Consider the following 17,412-nt stretch of genomic DNA (forward strand, 5'->3'; position numbering starts at 1 on the left):
ATAATGTGAGCAAGAGAACAAACGAGTTAATTAAAATCATTCCGCTCGGTGGAGTTGGAGAGATCGGGAAAAACATGACCGTCGTGGAAGTGGATCAGGATATTTTTGTGATCGATTCAGGCCTCATGTTTCCAGAAAACGAAATGCTGGGCATCGATATCGTTATTCCAGATGTTACGTATTTGGAGGAAAATAAAGAACGAGTGAAAGGCATTTTTCTTACACACGGTCATGAAGACGCACTTGGATCGCTCGGATATGTACTGAAAAAAGTGCAGGCACCTGTGTATGGAACAAAATTAACGCTGGCGCTGGCTAAAATGCGCCTGCGGGAAGAAAATGTAAAAGAAGATGTGAAGTTTTACAACGTTCATTCAGAGTCAAAGCTTCGTTTTGATCATGCGGATGTCACGTTTTTCCGGACAACCCACAGCATTCCGGATTCGGTTGGCGTTGCGATTCATACGTCAGAAGGCGCGATTGTGCATACGGGCGAATTTAAATTTGACCAGAGTGCAAAAGGTCATTATGCGCCGGATATCGGCAAAATGGCTGCCCTTGGCAAGAACGGGGTATTTGCTCTGTTATCCGATTCAACTGAAGCGGAGCGTCCGGGTCATACAACATCTGAATCGGTCATTGCGACGCAGTTATCAGATGCCTTTCATTCCGCAAACGGCCGGATCATCGTGTCCTTGTTTGCGTCAAACTTAATTCGCATGCAGCAGGTTTTTGACGCCGCTTTTGAAAATGGCCGGAAAGTAGCCGTTAGCGGGAAAAGCATTCAGCGTGTGAACGACATTGCCATTCGTCTCGGCTACCTGCATGTAGAAGACGATATTTTAATCAACTTAAATGAAATCAGCAAGCATGCTGATCACGAAGTCGTTATTTTGGCGACAGGTGTTCAAGGAGAGCCGATCGAAGCGCTGCAAAAAATGGCCAAGGGCACGAATCGCCATGTGAAAATTAAAGAAGGCGACACTGTGCTCATTACAGCAACACCGTCTGCCGGTCTTGAGCTGTTAATGGCGAAAACCGTCAATCTTCTTTACCGCGCCGGTGCGAATGTATTGACGGGAAGCCGCCGTGTACATGTGTCCGGGCACGGGTCGCAGGAAGACTTGAAATTCATGCTGAACTTAATGAAGCCGAAATACTTCATTCCGATCCAAGGTGAATACCGTATGTTAAAAGCGCATGCCAAGCTTGCTCAAATGACCGGCATTCCACCGGAAAACACATACATTCCGGAAAAAGGCGATGTCATTGAATTCAAAAACGGACAAATGCGTCCAGCGGGCCGTGTCACAGCAGGGAACGTTTTGATTGACGGCATTGGTGTCGGCGATGTGGGCAATATTGTTCTTCGCGACCGCAAATTGCTGTCACAGGACGGTATTTTCACCGTTGTCATTACGCTGAGCAAAAAACAAAAACGGATTGTAGCAGGACCTGAAATTATTTCACGTGGATTTGTGTATGTACGTGAATCTGAAAAGCTAATTGAAGATTCCGTGAAGCTTGTCACCAGCATTGTTGAGAAAAATCTGGCTGGGGAAACATTCGAGTGGTCAGGCATCAAGCAGGACATTCGTGACCAGCTGAATTCATTCCTTCACGAAAAAACAAAACGCCGTCCGATGATTTTGCCGATTATCATGGAAGTATAATCGCTCATATGTTCTCGTTCCTTTATATGTGATATAATGTGAAAGCAGCCGGTATCGGCTGCTTTCAATTGTTTAAAGAACGAAAAGGTTAAGGTGGACAATAATGGCACAAAAAAATCGAAAAAAACCGGTGCGACGCCGGACGAATAAAGAAAAAAAACGGGTCGATTCACTGAAGATACAAGGAGCTGGTGTCCTGCTGCTGGCTGTCACGGCGATCGGTCTTCTTGGAACAGGGGCTGCCGGGGAAATCATTAAAGGAGCCGCTTCTTTTTTCTTCGGTGCTCTTTATGCGGTGGGGTTAATTGGTATCGCGGGAATGGCCACTTTCATGATCATTAAAAAAGAACGGCCGCCCATCTGGAAAAAGAAAATCACCGGACTGCTTTCTATTATCGCAAGTGTTCTTTTGCTGCTGCACATTCGATTGTTTGCCAATCCATCAGAAGGCGTGAACTACACAGCCCAAACCTGGCAGTTGTATAAACAAAATATCTCAGGCATAAGCAATGCGGACATCGGTGGAGGGATGGCTGGTGGAGCTCTGTTCCATTTCTTTTTCTTCCTGTTCGGCCGTCCGGGTACCTGGATTTTCATGGTGGTTTTGTTTGCACTGGGCGTTTTGCTGATTGGTGGAAAGCCGCTGATGGAAAAGCTGGTTCATGGATGTATAGGAGCAGGTGAAAAAGTTAAAGAAGTCTGGCACGAAAAAAAGGACCAGTGGGCAGAAAGAAAAAAAGAGCACAACCGGAAAAAGCCTGCTGCTGAGAAAACAGCGATTCCTGTATCTGAGCCGGAATTTCCAGAGGAAGTAACGGAACAGGCGCCTGTCATCTCAAGCTTTGCTGAAAAAGCATATGCAGATGAGCCAGTGCACAAGTCGCCCAAAGAAACACAAGTGGAGAAGCAGGAAACAGAGGAGCCGGCGGTTTTATCTTTTACAGAAGAAGAAAACACCGATTATCAGCTGCCGCCTTTTTCTATTTTGCAAAAGCCGCAGCAAGCCGATCAAAGCAATGAAAAAAAACACATTCAAAAAAATGCTCAAAAGCTTGAAAAAACCTTTCAAAGCTTTGGTGTCAAAGCAAAGGTCGTTCAAATCCATTTAGGTCCGGCCGTAACGAAGTATGAGGTACAGCCGGACACAGGTGTAAAAGTAAGCAAGATTGTCGGTTTAACAGACGACCTGGCTCTTGCTCTTGCCGCAAAGGATATTCGCATGGAAGCCCCTATTCCCGGAAAGTCGGCAATCGGCATTGAAGTGCCGAATGCAGAAGTGGCGATGGTCAGCTTTCGTGAGGTTATTGAAGCAAAGCAGCATGAAAAAAAGGAATCCAAGCTTATGGCTGCTCTGGGCCGTGATATTACCGGGGAAGCCATTGCAGCTGAGCTAAACAAAATGCCGCATTTATTAGTTGCCGGCGCGACGGGCAGCGGAAAAAGTGTGTGCATTAACGGCATCATTACCAGCATTTTAATGAGAGCGAAGCCACATGAAGTGAAAATGATGATGATTGACCCGAAAATGGTGGAATTAAATGTGTACAATGGCGTTCCTCATTTGCTCGCACCCGTCGTGACGGATGCCAAAAAAGCATCACAGGCGCTGAAAAAAGTCGTCGGTGAAATGGAACGGCGGTACGACCTGTTTTCTCATACAGGCACTCGTAATATTGAAGGCTATAACGGTCATGTAACGAAGCACAATAACGAAACAGGGGAGAAGCAGCCCCACTTGCCGTATATCGTTGTCATTGTGGACGAGCTCGCCGATTTAATGATGGTCGCGTCCAATGATGTGGAGGACTCGATCACGAGGCTTGCTCAAATGGCCCGCGCCGCAGGCATTCATTTAATTATTGCCACACAGCGTCCGTCGGTAGATGTCATCACCGGTGTCATCAAGGCGAATATTCCGTCCCGAATTGCCTTCTCTGTTTCGTCAGCGACAGATTCACGGACGATTCTGGATATGGGCGGAGCCGAAAAGCTGCTCGGACGCGGTGACATGCTGTTTTATCCGTCCGGAGCCGTCAAGCCAATCCGTGTACAAGGAGCATTTCTTTCAGATGAAGAAGTAGAAGATGTCGTGGATTTTGTGATTTCACAGCAAAAAGCACAGTATCAGGAAGAAATGATCCCGGAAGATATTCCAGAGACGACGGGCCAATCGGAGGACGAGCTTTATGACGAGGCTGTTCAGCTTATTTCAGAAATGCAAACCGCCTCCGTTTCGATGCTGCAAAGACGATTCCGGATCGGCTACAGCCGGGCTGCCCGGTTAATTGATGAAATGGAAATGAGAGGCGTCATTGGTCCGTACGAAGGCAGCAAGCCGCGGACCGTCCTTCTGCCAAAGCCGTCCGAGGATCAAGTGTAAATGAGTAGGTCAAAAATGGTCTGAAAGCGAAAGAAGCCGAACGATTATGCGCAGCGTCATATGGACGATTGCAGTCGTTCGGCTTTTTCCATGTAAACAGCATGGAAGGACTCACCCGCTGAAAATTTTTTTCACATATAATATTCACTTTTATGTAAGCGCTTGCTAATAGCTGATTGTTTTATCTGTATAATGATTCAGTTGTAAGAATATATAACAAGTTAACTGTTTATTCGCTGAAATAACATCTTTTCAATTATTTAAAAAAATGATATGTTAAATGAAATTAGCGTAAATGTTAAACCTCAGAGGTCTGATGTCTCATGCGAATGAAAAGAAAAGGTGGTGATTTCATGTCCATAAAACAGGATAACCGGCATTTGTACCTACAGGTGATTGACCGGTTGAAAAAAGACATCGAAGAAGGCATTTACAAAGAAAAAGAAAAGCTGCCTTCAGAATTTGAGCTGGCTAAACAGCTCGGCGTCAGCCGGGCAACGCTTCGAGAAGCACTTCGGATCTTAGAAGAAGAAAATGTCATTATCAGGCGGCATGGCGTGGGGACCTTTGTTCATTCAAAGCCGTTGTTTATGTCCGGGATTGAGCAGCTAATTAGCACGACGGACATGATTGTGAACGCAGGAATGGAACCAGGCACCATTTTTCTTTCGTCCGCTGTGATGCAGGCGACAGAGGAGGATGCCCGTCGACTAGCGTGTGACAAAGACGCGGAACTAATGGTCATTGAACGAGTGCGAACAGCAAATGGAGCACCGGTTGTGTACTGTATTGATAAAATACCGAAAGCACTATTTCCGGGACAGTTTGACGCAGGTCAGGAGTCATTATTTACTTTATTCGATGAACAGGCGGTTCATCCCATTTCCCATGCTGTAGCAGACATTAAACCATACGGCTGGCATGAGGTGGTGTCTCCGATTCTTGAATGCGAACCTGAAACAGCTCTGCTTGCGCTCAAACAGCTCCATTACACCGAAAAGGATGTACCCGTGCTTTACTCGGTGAACTACTTTCGTTCGGACAAGTTTAGCTTTCACGTTCTGCGCAGACGCATGTAGGCCAAGCATTCACGTTAATTAAACAATTTTTAGGGGGCGTAAACAAATGGAAAAACGTAAGTTTGGTTTTGCGATGTCCGTGGTTTTGGCAGCAGGCACGATTTTAGGCGCGTGTGGCGGCGGTGCAGAGGAAGAAACAACAGATAACGCAGGCGGCAGCGGCGAAGAAACGGACAAGTTTACAGTAGCCATGGTCACCGATGTTGGCGGTGTGGATGATAAATCATTTAACCAATCAGCATGGGAAGGCCTTCAAGCGTTCGGTGAAGAAAATGGACTTGAAAAAGGCACAGACGGTTTTGATTATATTCAATCAAAAAGTGATGCCGATTACAAAACCAACTTAAATACAGCAGTGCGTAACGAATTCGATTTAACATACGGAATTGGCTACAAGCTGAAGCCAGCAATTGAAGAAGTCGCGAAACAGCGTACAGAAAGCAAATTTGCGATTGTGGATGACGTTGTAGAAGGTCTTGATAACGTGACAAGCATTACGTTTAAAGAGCATGAAGGGTCATTCCTTGTCGGAGTGGTCGCAGGCCTTCAAACGACAACGAACAAAATCGGCTTTATCGGCGGGATTGAAAGTGATTTGATCAATAAATTCGCCGGCGGTTTTGAAGCAGGCGTGAAAGCAGTAAATCCGGATGCCGATGTCACAATCGAATTTGCCGGTGCGTTTGACAAAGCGGATAAAGGCCAGCAAATGGCATCTGCTATGTATTCTTCAGGCATTGATATTATCTATCATGCAGCTGGTGGTACAGGAAACGGTGTGTTTGCAGAAGCAAAAAGCTTGAAAGAAACAGATCCTGAAAAAGAAGTATGGGTGATCGGTGTTGACCGTGACCAAGTCGAAGAAGGAAAAGTAACAGTAAACGGCGAAGAAATGAACGTAACGCTAACATCTATGGTGAAGCGTGTTGACCTTGCTGTACAGGACGTGGCAACAAAAGCGATGAACGATGAATTCCCAGGCGGCGAAGTGATCGAATACGGTCTTGAAGCAGACGGTGTAAGCATTGCGCCTTCACAGGATAATTTGTCAGAAGAATCAATCGCAGCAGTTGAAGAATGGACAGAAAAAATTAAAAATGGTGAAGTTGAAGTACCAACTGCACCAAGCGGCAACTAATTGTTAAATGCAGCAGTGCCGGTGTAAAAGCCGGCACGTCTTTAAAAATGACGGGAGTACAGAGAACCTGTACTGCCTTGATTTTTAAAAAAATTTTCGCGTGAAAGGTCAGACATCCTACAGGATCATCAAAACACCTTTAATAAAGGAGTGAGAACAAGTGGATTACGTTATTGAAATGCTCGGCATTCGAAAAGAATTTAACGGCTTTGTTGCCAATGATGATATTACGCTTCAGCTCGCCAAAGGAGAAATCCATGCATTGCTTGGTGAAAACGGGGCCGGTAAATCGACGCTCATGAATGTGCTGTTTGGCTTGTATCAGCCGGAAGCCGGTGTCATAAAGGTAAACGGGAAAGATGTGCACATTACCAACCCAAATATTGCAAACGATCTCGGCATCGGAATGGTTCATCAGCACTTTATGCTCGTCGATACATTCACGGTAACAGAAAATATTGTCCTCGGGAATGAACCGAAAAAATTCGGAACCGTAAATATGAAGCAAGCAGAGCAAAAGGTTCGTGAACTCTCTGAGCAGTACGGGCTTGCGGTTGACCCATCGGCGAAAATTGCCGATATTTCAGTCGGCATGCAGCAGCGTGTCGAAATTTTAAAAACGCTGTACCGCGGAGCAGAAATTCTGATTTTTGACGAACCGACCGCTGTGCTGACACCGCAGGAAATTAAAGAGCTGATTCAAATTATGCGTGCGCTAATTAAAGAAGGAAAGTCGATTATTCTCATTACGCATAAGCTAAAAGAAATTATGGAAGTGTGTGACCGTGTGACCGTTATACGTAAAGGAAAAGGGATTGGCACCGTCAATGTGACGGAAACGAATCCGAACCATTTAGCGAGTCTTATGGTCGGACGCGATGTCACGTTTACAACCGAAAAAAAAGAAGCGGTGCCCGCTGAAAATGTTCTTGAAATCCGGGGGTTATCTGTAAATGATTCACGCGGTGTCCAGGCTGTGCGTGAATTGAATCTGGACGTACGGGCAGGAGAAATTGTTGGGATTTGCGGCGTCGACGGCAATGGCCAGAGCGAACTAATTGAAGCGATTACAGGCTTGCGCAAGGTTTCGAATGGAACGGTTATGCTGAACGGGAAGAACATCACCTCGTTTAAGCCGAGAAAAGTAACAGAATCAGGTGTTGCCCACATTCCGCAGGATCGTCATAAGCATGGCCTTGTGCTTGATTATCCGATCGGCGTCAATATGGTTCTTCAAACCTATTACCAAAAGCCATTTTCGAAATCAGGCATTATGAATTATAAGGAAGTGTACAAAAAAGCAGCCTCCTTGATTAAAGAGTTTGACGTGCGCACGCCATCTGAAACGACGCTGGCACGGGCTCTTTCAGGCGGAAACCAGCAAAAAGCCATTATCGGCCGTGAAATTGACCGTGACCCGGATTTGCTGATTGCCGCACAGCCAACACGCGGACTGGACGTAGGGGCGATTGAATTTATTCATCGCCGCTTGATTGAGCAGCGCGACAACGGAAAAGCGGTGCTGCTTCTGTCGTTTGAGCTGGATGAAATTATGAATGTCTCTGACCGGATTGCCGTTATTTATGAAGGGCAAATTGTTGCGGTCGTCCAGCCGAAAGAAACAACGGAGCAAGAGCTTGGCCTCCTGATGGCGGGTTCTAAGAAAGGGGCGGGTGAGCGTGTCTAAAAAATGGACTGTATTAGCAGTTCCTGTGATTTCCGTTCTGCTTGGCTTATTAGCTGGTGCGGTCATTATGCTTGTGAGCGGGAACAATCCAGCCGCAGGGTATATGGCCCTTTGGAACGGTGCATTCGGTGACACCTTTTACACAGGGGAAACACTCCGCCAAATGACGCCATACATCTTTGCGGGTCTGGCGGTTGCCTTTGCGTTTCGTACAGGGCTCTTCAATATCGGAGTGGAAGGTCAGCTGTTAGTTGGGTGGCTCGCATCTGTGTGGGTCGGGGTGGCCTTCACCGATCTTCCGAAAGTCATTCATTTGCCAATGGCGATTGGAGCGGGTGCGTTAGCAGGTGCTTTGTGGGGATTCATTCCAGGATTTTTGAAAGCCAGGCTCCGTGTCCATGAAGTCATCGTGACCATTATGATGAACTACACAGCGCTCCACGTCACAAACCATTTTATCCGCAACGTCATTAGTGATGGCTCGGATGCGACGGATGTGGTAAATGAAACGGCGAGTTTGCGTTCACCGTTTCTTGAAAATATAACGGATTTCTCTTCGCTTCATAACGGGCTTTACCTGGCAGTCCTAGCTGCTATCATCATGTGGTTTTTGCTTGAAAAAACGACGCTGGGCTACGAATTGCGCGCAGTTGGCTACAACCAGCATGCATCTGAATATGCAGGAATGAATGTCAACCGGAATATCGTTCTGTCAATGGTCATTTCAGGTGCATTTGCCGGTATCGGCGGTTCGATGCAGGGGCTCGGAACGTTTGGCAATATGTTTATCAATTCCGGATTTTCAGGCATTGGATTTGATGGAATTGCTGTCGCTTTGCTTGGCGGCAATACAGCCATCGGTGTTGTGCTCGCAGCTCTTTTGTTTGGAGCGTTAAAGGTGGGATCGCTGAATATGCCGATTGAATCCGGCGTGCCAAATGAACTGGTTGAAATCGTCATTGCGCTCATTATTTTCTTTGTCGCTTCAAGCTATATGATTACCTGGCTTTTAAGCCGCTTTAAAAAGAAGGAGGCGAAATAAATGGATGCGTTAACGATTATCGCGTTAATTGTTTCTTCGTCCCTGTTCGCAGCAACCCCGCTTATTTTCACAGCGCTCGGCGGTGTTTTTTCGGAAAAGTCCGGCGTTGTTAATATCGGATTAGAAGGACTTATGATCATTGGAGCATTCACCGCGATCGTATTCAACTTAACGTTTGTCGATACGTTTGGCGATATGACACCGTGGGTTTCGCTTTTGGCAGCTATGCTGGCAGGCGGACTGCTGTCTCTTTTGCACGGCGTTGCGTCAATTGCATTTCGTGCTGACCAGGTTGTCAGCGGTGTCGCCATTAACTTTCTGGCGCTCGGTCTGTCTTTATTCCTAGTGAAACTCATTTACGATAAAGGCCAGACGGACATGATCGACAGCCGGTTTATCCGGAAGGACATCCCGTTTTTAAGTGACATTCCGGTGATTGGCGATATTTTCTTCAGCAATATTGCAAGACCGACCATCTGGGCGTTTGTCATTGCGTTTGTTTCCTGGTTTGTGCTGTACAAAACGCCATTTGGCCTTCGTCTCCGCTCTGTTGGTGAGCATCCGATGGCGGCAGATACAATGGGTGTCAATGTCGCGAAGATCCGCTATATTGCGGTTTTTCTTTCTGGTGTGCTCGGCGGTCTTGGCGGGGCGGTGTATGCTCAGTCGATTTCGCTTGATTTCAGCCATTCGACGATTACCGGACAGGGCTTTATGGCACTGGCCGCGATGATCTTCGGTAAATGGCATCCGCTTGGCGCGATGGGAGCCGCGATTTTCTTCGGCTTTGCACAAAGCTTAAGCATTGTCGGCACCAGCATTCCGTTTTTAGAGAATGTGCCGGCTGTTTACTTGCTCATTGCGCCATACGTTTTAACCATTTTAGCCCTTGCCGGATTTATTGGCCGGGCCGATGCACCAAAAGCATCAGGAACGCCGTATATTAAAGGCAGCCGGTAAAACAGGGATCCCGTGAAAGCGGGATTCTTTTTCTTTTTCATTTGATGAATGGTCCTGTATAGTGAAGATATACTAGAAAGAGATGCTTAGCAGCTGGATTTGAAGGAGGAGTACGATGGAAGCAACACGTGAACAGACGTTTCAGACATCGGGATGCAGCATCCATGTCCTAGAAACCGAAAAATACAAAACCAACACGATTATGATCAAAATGAGGGCGCCGCTTGATAAAGAAACGGTGACGATGCGGGCGATTCTCCCGCATGTTTTACAGTCCGGAACGGAAAATGCCCCGTCAGCGGCTGCTTTTCGTTCCGCTTTAGATGACCTGTATGGTGCTTTGTTTTTCGCTGATTCTGCTAAAAAAGGGAATGAGCATGTACTCACCTTTACAATGGAAGTGGCGAATGAAAAATATTTGCACGGTGAAAATGACTTGTTTGACAAAGCGCTGTCGCTTCTGGCGGATGTTTTATTCCGGCCAAAGCTGAAGGAAGGGGTATTCCCTGAAAAAACGATTCGACAGGAAAAGCGGAGCCTTCAGCAGCGAATCCGGTCTGTTTATGACGATAAAACCCGTTATGCTTCATTAAAGCTTGTGGAAGAAATGTACAAAGATGATCCGTACGCCATACCGCCGGGGGGGCTTTTGGAAAAAATTGAACCAATCGACAATGCTTCTTTGTATACGTATTATCAAAAGGCGCTCGCCGAGGATACGATTGACATTTTTGTGATCGGTGATGTGAAAGCGGATCAGGCTGTTCAAAAAATGAAGAAGCACCTGCCGTTTGAAGACCGCACGCCCAGCGAGATGATCACCGATACGGGCCACGCCGGAGAAGACGTTCGCGTGATCCGGGAAACGCAGGATTTAAACCAGGGCAAGCTGAATATCGGCTGCCGCACGTCCATTACGTATAAAGATCCTGAATTTGTAGCCATGCAGGTATGCAATGGAATATTAGGTGCTTTCGCCCATTCCAAGTTATTTATGAACGTCCGGGAAAAGGAAAGCCTGGCTTATTATGCAGCGAGCCGTTTTGACAGCCATAAAGGCTTTATCATGATGCTCGCGGGTATTGATCAGAAAAATTATGATAAAACCGTTCAAATCATGAACGAACAGCTGGATGAAATGAAGAAAGGGTCGATAACTGATCTTGAAATTGACCAAACAAAAGCATTGTTGAAAAACCAGCTTCAGGAATCAGCAGACACCGCACGGGGCATGGTAGAAGTGCTTTATCACAACATTGCATCTGGCACCAGCCGTCCCGTTGACCAATGGCTTCAGGACATTGACGCGGTCACAAAAGAACAAGCCGCACAGGCTGCCCGAACGATTACAGTTGACACCGTGTATTTCCTGGCAGGCAAGGAGGAAAAGTAATGGAGAAAAACGTTTTTGACCAGATGAAGGAAGAAGTATTTCATGAAAAGCTCGACAATGGATTAAATGTATTTATCCTGCCAAAGCAGGGCTTTAATAAAACGTACGTGACGTTTACGACGAATTACGGATCCATTGACAATGAATTTATTCCAAACGGTGAATCCGATTATATCCATGTACCGGACGGAATTGCTCATTTCCTTGAGCATAAAATGTTTGAAAAAGAAGATGGAGACGTGTTTCAGAAATTCAGCAGCCAGGGAGCTTCTGCCAATGCATTCACGTCGTTTACAAGAACGGCCTACTTGTTTTCAGCAACTTCGAATATTAAAGAAAATACCGAAACACTGATTGATTTTGTTCAAGCTCCATATTTTACTGAACAAACCGTTGAAAAAGAAAAAGGCATTATCGGCCAGGAAATCCGCATGTATGATGACAATCCTGACTGGCGCGTGTATTTCGGCTTAATTGAAAATTTATACGAGCAGCATCCTGTGAAAATCGATATCGCCGGAACGGTTGAATCGATAACGGATATTACAAAGGATCATTTATATACGTGCTATAACACGTTTTATCATCCGGTGAACATGACGCTGTTTATTGTCGGCCCGGTGGACCCGGCGGACATGATGCAGCTTGTACGTGACAATCAGGCGAAAAAATCATTTCCGGAGCCGGTTCCCGTGCAAAGACGATTCCCGGAGGAGCCGGAGAAAGCAGCAAAAGCCCATCATGAAATTCGGATGAACGTCAACTCGTCAAAATGTGAAGTCGGCTTTAAAATGCCTGCCTCGGCCGTTACAGGAAGGGAGAAGCTGCGTGAGGAACTGGCAGCGAGCCTGCTTCTTGAAATGCTGTTTGGCAAAACATCCCGCTTTTACGAAAAAGCATACAGCGCGGGGTTAATTGATGATACATTCGGCTTCGATTACACCGGCGAGCGCGGCTTTAGCTTTGCACTCGTTGGAGGCGATACCGATCAGCCGGAAACATTAGAAAAACGCATCCAAAAGCAGCTGCTTGATGCGAAAGAAGGCATTCATTTATCAGCGGAAGCGTTTGACCGTGCCCGCAAGAAAAAAATCGGCTCTACTTTACGAGCGTTTAATTCTCCTGAATTTATCGCCAACCAGTTCACACGCTATCAATTCAATGGCTTGAACTTGTTTGAAACGGTGCCGGTTTTAGAAGAAATGACGCTGGAGGATGTAACGGCATTCGCCCGGAAGATGATTGAAGAAGAGCGTTTTTCCTCCTGCTTTGTTCTGCCAAAAGAGACGGCATAAGATGAAAACGGCATTCATCACCGGGGCTTCCGGAGGCATTGGCCGGGAGATTGCGCTAAAAATGGCCTCAGCAGGCTGGGACCTTGTTCTTCATTACAGCCAAAACCAGGCAAGCGTCGAGGACATAGCCGATCGAATTCGTCAAAACGGCCGTTGTGCTAAGCTTATCCAGGCTGATTTAACCAATAAAGATGAGGTCATGCGGACGGCAGAAGCGGCGGTCTCTGCATCTGCCGTCATTTTTGCAGCCGGCATGAGTCAGTTCAGCATGATTCAGGATGTATCAGACGAAGAAATGGACACGCTCTGGCACGTCCATGTGAAAGCGCCGATGATGCTGACGAGAGAGCTCGTCCCTTCGCTGTTAACAAAAAAAGGAGCCTCCATTACCTTTATTTCCTCGATCTGGGGAGAAACAGGCGCTTCCTGTGAAACGGTTTATTCGGCGGTCAAGGGCGCCCAGATCGCTTTTTCAAAAGCACTGGCAAAAGAACTTGGCCCATCAGGCATCCGCGTAAATGCCATAGCCCCTGGAGCCGTTCAAACCTCGATGAACAGTCATTTGACAGAAGAGGAGCAGCGAGCTATTGCAGAGGACATTCCACTCGGCCGATTTGCCGACCCGAGTGAAATAGCCGCTGTGGCTTCCTTTTTATCGTTTGATGAAGCGGGCTATATTACCGGGCAGACGTTGTCGGTTAATGGCGGCTGGTATGCATAATATTCGGCCGCTCGTACACACTAAGGGTGATTCTTATTCGAAAAGGAGGATGCCTGATATGTCTGTACTTGATAACTGGCAGGATTGGAAACGATTTTTAGGAAACAAAATGGATAATGCGCTTGAGCGGGGAATGCCGGATGAAGCCATTAATAAGCTCGCTTTTGAAATTGGCGATTACCTTCATGCCAATGTCGATCCGAAAAATGAGCAGGAGCGTGTGCTGTCAGATTTATGGTCTGTGGCAAGCGAGACTGAGCAAAAAGCACTTGCATCATGCATGATGAAGCTTGTTCATAAGTAATGCGGCTCATGCCCTCTCCGTTTTCCCATGCGGAGGGGGTTTTCTTTTCACTTCCGCTTTTAAAAATACATAATATCCTTTATGATAGTAAAAGGATCAAAGACCTGAAGAGGACATGGCACAATGGGGGAAGACGATGGTGAAAAAAGAATACTATCTTGAATATAAAATTAAAAAAAACCGCCCCGGCCTGCTCGGAGATATTTCATCGCTGCTTGGCATGCTGTCCATTAACATTGTGACGATTAACGGCGTAGATGATAAAAGCAGGGGTCTTTTGATGAGAGCGGAAACAGAAGATCAGATTAAGCGGCTGGAATCGATCTTAAGGACGATTGATACGATTGATGTGGTAAAGCTGCGTGAGCCGAAGCTTCGCGATAAAATGGCGGTCCGTCATGGCCGGTACATTGAACGGGACGAGGATGACCGGAAAACATTTCGTTTTGTGCGAAGTGAGCTTGGACTTCTCGTTGATTTTATGGCAGAATTGTACAAAATGGATGGGCACCGGTTGATTGGCATCCGTGGCATGCCGCGAGTTGGGAAAACAGAGTCGATTGTGGCGGCGAGTGTGTGTGCGAACAAAAAGTGGCTGTTTATGTCTTCCACGATGATCAAACAGACGGTCCGTGAACAGCTGCTGCGGGATGAATACAGCCCGAAAAATATTTTCATCCTCGATGGAGTGATTTCAACGAACCGTGCCGGAGAAAAGCACTGGCAGCTCATTCGGGAAGTGATGCAGCTCCCGGCAGTTAAAGTCGTTGAACACCCGGATGTGTTTGTGGAAAACAGTCATTATTCCATTAATGATTTTGATTATATTATTGAGCTTCGCAATGAGCATGATGAAGAAATTACGTACGAAGGCGTTGAAAAAAACAATCTGTTTCAAGACTCGGAGTTCGGCGGGTTTAATTTTTAATATTGGAAGGTGTTATGGGTGACAGAATTAGGGAGAAGATTGAAGGAAGCACGTGAAGCAAAAGGTATGTCGCTGTCGGACGTGCAAGAGTCCACGAAAATTCAAAAGCGGTATCTCGAAGGAATCGAAGAAGGCGCTTATGATATTATGCCGGGCAAATTTTACGTGCGCGCATTTATTAAGCAATATGCAGAAGCCGTCGGTTTGAACGCAGAAGAATTGTTTGAAGAATACAAAAGTGAAGTGCCTTCCTCAAAAGAAGACGAAGTGCCGCTTCGTCCGACCGGAGCCAGTGCTTCAGCAAACCAAAAAACGCGGGTGGACACCTCAAAGCCGGTGCGTGAGTCGTCCAAATGGCTGGATTATTTGCCAAAGCTGCTCGTCACCGCTTTTATTATCGGTGCACTTGTCCTTGTCTACGTGCTGATTCCGAAAAGCGGTTCTGAAAGTGAGCCGGCAGTAGAAGAGGAAGTGCAAGTAGAAGAAGAGCCTGTAACTGAAACGCCAGCTGAAACAGAAGAAGAGCCGGCAGAGGAAGAAGCACCAGCTGCAGAGCCGGAGCCGGAGCCAGAAGCGCCTGCACAAGCGTTGACAGCTGTTTCTTCAAGCGGCCGTCAGACGGTGTACGAGCTTTCCGGAGCTGAAACGTTTGAAGTTTCCGTCGCTTCTAAAGGCGAAACATGGATTGAAATTACGGACGGAAGCGGCAAAAGCTACTTTAGCGGCATGCTGGCAAACGGCCAAACACAATCGCACAACATGACTGGCCAGAAGGAAGCAAAAATCAAGGTTGGTTTTGCGCCGGCTACCGTCATCACGGTGAATGGCGAAACACTCGCTTATAAACTGCCAGCGGATGATCAAGTGCTGCAGGATATCATCATTCGTCCAAAAGCACAATAACGGTCATTTCTGGAGGGAACTGCATTGAATTTACCTAATAAAATTACCATTTCACGTATTTTAATGATTCCATTTTTCATTTTAATTATGGCCGTTGATTTTGGCTGGGGAACGATCAGCGTGTTTGGCACTCATATGCCGGTTGAACACCTGGTCGGAGCGCTTCTTTTCATTATCGCGTCGACAACAGACTGGATTGACGGCTACATTGCGAGAAAGTATAACCTTGTCACGAACTTCGGCAAATTCCTTGATCCACTGGCGGATAAGCTCCTTGTCTCAGCGGCCCTCATTATATTGGTCGAGCTTGGGCTGGCGCCCGCCTGGATCGTGATTGCGATTATTTGCCGCGAGTTTGCAGTAACCGGGCTTCGGCTCATTTTAGCGGAAACCGGGGAAGTAGTGGCTGCCAACATGCTTGGCAAAATTAAAACGTGGACACAGATTATTGCCATCGCGGTTCTGCTGCTTCACAACGCACCGTTTGAAAGCATGGGTATTCCATTTGGCGACTTTATGCTCTGGGTGGCGCTGTTTTTCACCCTTTGGTCGGGCTGGGATTACTTTAAATTAAATAAAGGCGTTTTTAAAGATTCGAAATAAGAGGAAGGCACCATGGGCTCAGAACCACGGTGCCTTTCGTCTACAGAAAAGGGAGCGTATACATATGAATGCTGAAATTATTGCGGTAGGGTCGGAATTGCTGCTTGGACAAATAACCAATACAAACGCCCGTTTTCTGTCTCAGCATCTGGCGGAAATTGGTGTGAACATTTATTACCATACGGTCGTTGGGGACAATGAAGGCCGGCTGGAAGAAGCCGTAAAGCTTGCACAAAAGCGGGCAGACCTGATTATTTTCTCCGGCGGTTTAGGGCCGACGAAGGATGATTTAACGAAAGAAACGATTGCCCGGTTAATCGGTACAACGCTTGAATACAATGAAGAAGCGCTTGAAGGCATTGAAGCTTATTTTGCCAAAACAGGACGGGTTATGACAGAAAACAATAAAAAGCAGGCACTGGTCATTAAAGACAGTACGGTTCTTGCTAACGACCACGGCATGGCACCTGGCATGTTTGTCAAAGCGGACGATGTGTATTACATGCTGCTTCCAGGGCCGCCTCGTGAAATGCAGCCGATGTTTTTAACCTACGGACGTCCTCAAATTTTACACACGATGGAAAAGGTTGAGCGCATTGAGTCACGCGTTCTCCGGTTTTTTGGCATCGGTGAATCGGCTCTTGAAACGGAAATCGATGACATTTTAATGAAGCAGACCAACCCGACGATCGCCCCGCTTGCCGGTGACGGAGAAGTGATCCTTCGCATTACGGCCAAGCATGAGTCCACCGAGGAAGCCTTTCGTTTAATACAGCAGGCAGAGGACGAGATTCTGGAGCGGGTCGGTGCTTTTTTCTACGGGTATGAAGAAACAACCATTGCATCGGAGCTTGCGGACAAGCTAAAGGAAAAGCAAATGACGATTGCAGCGGCAGAAAGCTTGACTGGCGGCTTGTTTTTAGGGGAGCTAACCGCTATTCCGGGTACAAGTGAGGTCGTGAAGGGCGGCATCGTCTGCTACACCAATGCTATTAAGGAGCAGGTCCTCCAGGTGAAAAAAGAAACGCTTGATGCATACGGGGCAGTCAGCGCTGAATGTGCGAGAGAACTGGCCGAAAATGTACGGAAGCTGTGCGGATCACAAATAGGCATCAGCTTTACAGGCGTCGCCGGACCGGACGATCTTGACGGACAGGAGCCAGGAACAGTCTTTTTGGCCATTGCGTCAGAAGGAAATGAAACGGCTGTCCATTCGTTAAAGCTGGCCGGAAGCCGTGCGGGAATTCGAAAGCGTACAGTGAAATATGGCTGTCATTATCTCCTCCAGCTGATTGATTGAATGTTC

15 protein-coding genes are annotated in these 17,412 nt (G+C 46.8%); all 15 read left to right on the forward strand.

Going from position 1 to position 17,412, the window contains the following annotated elements; genetic code table 11:
* Positions 1 to 5: 5 nt before the first annotated feature.
* Entirely contained in the window at positions 6 to 1,673 is a 1,668-nt protein-coding gene (locus BW952_RS08400) for a ribonuclease J (protein ID WP_045849989.1), read from the forward strand.
* Positions 1,674 to 1,776: 103 nt separating this feature from the next.
* Positions 1,777 to 4,053 carry an FtsK/SpoIIIE family DNA translocase gene (locus tag BW952_RS08405; protein ID WP_045849988.1) on the forward strand — a complete coding sequence of 759 codons (2,277 nt, stop codon included), beginning with the start codon at positions 1,777 to 1,779 and terminating at the stop codon, positions 4,051 to 4,053.
* A 353-nt stretch (positions 4,054 to 4,406) separates the two neighbouring features.
* Positions 4,407 to 5,132: a GntR family transcriptional regulator gene (locus BW952_RS08410; protein ID WP_045849987.1), complete on the forward strand. Its 726-nt coding sequence runs from the start codon at positions 4,407 to 4,409 to the stop codon at positions 5,130 to 5,132.
* Between the two features lie 46 nt (positions 5,133 to 5,178).
* On the forward strand, positions 5,179 to 6,270 hold the full coding sequence (locus tag BW952_RS08415; RefSeq protein ID WP_045849986.1) for a BMP family lipoprotein: 1,092 nt from the start codon (positions 5,179 to 5,181) through the stop codon (positions 6,268 to 6,270).
* A 160-nt stretch (positions 6,271 to 6,430) separates the two neighbouring features.
* Positions 6,431 to 7,957, forward strand: coding sequence for an ABC transporter ATP-binding protein (locus BW952_RS08420; protein ID WP_045849985.1), 1,527 nt, complete (start codon positions 6,431 to 6,433; stop codon positions 7,955 to 7,957).
* Complete coding sequence (locus tag BW952_RS08425; RefSeq protein ID WP_045849984.1) at positions 7,950 to 8,999, forward strand: ABC transporter permease; 1,050 nt, start codon at positions 7,950 to 7,952, stop codon at positions 8,997 to 8,999. The genes BW952_RS08420 and BW952_RS08425 overlap by 8 nt, the downstream gene beginning before the upstream one ends.
* Positions 9,000 to 9,959 carry an ABC transporter permease gene (locus tag BW952_RS08430; protein ID WP_045849983.1) on the forward strand — a complete coding sequence of 320 codons (960 nt, stop codon included), beginning with the start codon at positions 9,000 to 9,002 and terminating at the stop codon, positions 9,957 to 9,959.
* A gap of 115 nt (positions 9,960 to 10,074) precedes the next feature.
* On the forward strand, positions 10,075 to 11,352 hold the full coding sequence (gene yfmF / locus BW952_RS08435; protein WP_045849982.1) for an EF-P 5-aminopentanol modification-associated protein YfmF: 1,278 nt from the start codon (positions 10,075 to 10,077) through the stop codon (positions 11,350 to 11,352).
* Entirely contained in the window at positions 11,352 to 12,647 is a 1,296-nt protein-coding gene (gene yfmH, locus BW952_RS08440; protein WP_045849981.1) for an EF-P 5-aminopentanol modification-associated protein YfmH, read from the forward strand. Before yfmF ends, yfmH begins: the two co-directional genes overlap by 1 nt.
* 1 nt (position 12,648) lies before the next feature.
* The gene (ymfI, locus tag BW952_RS08445) at positions 12,649 to 13,368 is read left to right on the forward strand and encodes an elongation factor P 5-aminopentanone reductase (RefSeq protein WP_045849980.1); all 720 of its coding nucleotides are present in this window, start codon (positions 12,649 to 12,651) and stop codon (positions 13,366 to 13,368) included.
* Between the two features lie 58 nt (positions 13,369 to 13,426).
* Positions 13,427 to 13,672, forward strand: a complete 246-nt coding sequence (locus BW952_RS08450; protein ID WP_045849979.1) for a DUF3243 domain-containing protein — start codon at positions 13,427 to 13,429, stop codon at positions 13,670 to 13,672.
* A 136-nt stretch (positions 13,673 to 13,808) separates the two neighbouring features.
* A complete protein-coding gene (locus tag BW952_RS08455; RefSeq protein ID WP_045849978.1) occupies positions 13,809 to 14,600 on the forward strand; it encodes a DUF3388 domain-containing protein in 792 nt (263 codons plus the stop codon).
* A gap of 18 nt (positions 14,601 to 14,618) precedes the next feature.
* Positions 14,619 to 15,503, forward strand: a complete 885-nt coding sequence (locus BW952_RS08460; protein WP_045849977.1) for a helix-turn-helix domain-containing protein — start codon at positions 14,619 to 14,621, stop codon at positions 15,501 to 15,503.
* Positions 15,504 to 15,527: 24 nt separating this feature from the next.
* Entirely contained in the window at positions 15,528 to 16,106 is a 579-nt protein-coding gene (pgsA, locus tag BW952_RS08465) for a CDP-diacylglycerol--glycerol-3-phosphate 3-phosphatidyltransferase (protein WP_045849976.1), read from the forward strand.
* Between the two features lie 64 nt (positions 16,107 to 16,170).
* The gene (locus BW952_RS08470; RefSeq protein ID WP_045849975.1) at positions 16,171 to 17,406 is read left to right on the forward strand and encodes a competence/damage-inducible protein A; all 1,236 of its coding nucleotides are present in this window, start codon (positions 16,171 to 16,173) and stop codon (positions 17,404 to 17,406) included.
* The last annotated feature ends 6 nt before the right edge of the window (positions 17,407 to 17,412 follow it).

Origin of the sequence: Domibacillus enclensis (genome assembly GCF_900156125.1) — a bacterium.
Taxonomy (GTDB): domain Bacteria; phylum Bacillota; class Bacilli; order Bacillales; family Domibacillaceae; genus Domibacillus; species Domibacillus enclensis.

Bases quoted from the DNA above. Each gene is read 5' to 3' on its own strand.
- BW952_RS08405 (WP_045849988.1), top strand. From the start codon at position 1,777: ATGGCACAAAAAAATCGAAAAAAACCGGTGCGACGCCGGACGAATAAA.
- BW952_RS08415 (WP_045849986.1), top strand. From the start codon at position 5,179: ATGGAAAAACGTAAGTTTGGTTTTGCGATGTCCGTGGTTTTGGCAGCA.
- BW952_RS08430 (WP_045849983.1), top strand. From the start codon at position 9,000: ATGGATGCGTTAACGATTATCGCGTTAATTGTTTCTTCGTCCCTGTTC.
- BW952_RS08410 (WP_045849987.1), top strand. From the start codon at position 4,407: ATGTCCATAAAACAGGATAACCGGCATTTGTACCTACAGGTGATTGAC.
- BW952_RS08470 (WP_045849975.1), top strand. From the start codon at position 16,171: ATGAATGCTGAAATTATTGCGGTAGGGTCGGAATTGCTGCTTGGACAA.
- ymfI (WP_045849980.1), top strand. From the start codon at position 12,649: ATGAAAACGGCATTCATCACCGGGGCTTCCGGAGGCATTGGCCGGGAG.
- yfmH (WP_045849981.1), top strand. From the start codon at position 11,352: ATGGAGAAAAACGTTTTTGACCAGATGAAGGAAGAAGTATTTCATGAA.
- BW952_RS08450 (WP_045849979.1), top strand. From the start codon at position 13,427: ATGTCTGTACTTGATAACTGGCAGGATTGGAAACGATTTTTAGGAAAC.
- yfmF (WP_045849982.1), top strand. From the start codon at position 10,075: ATGGAAGCAACACGTGAACAGACGTTTCAGACATCGGGATGCAGCATC.
- BW952_RS08455 (WP_045849978.1), top strand. From the start codon at position 13,809: ATGGTGAAAAAAGAATACTATCTTGAATATAAAATTAAAAAAAACCGC.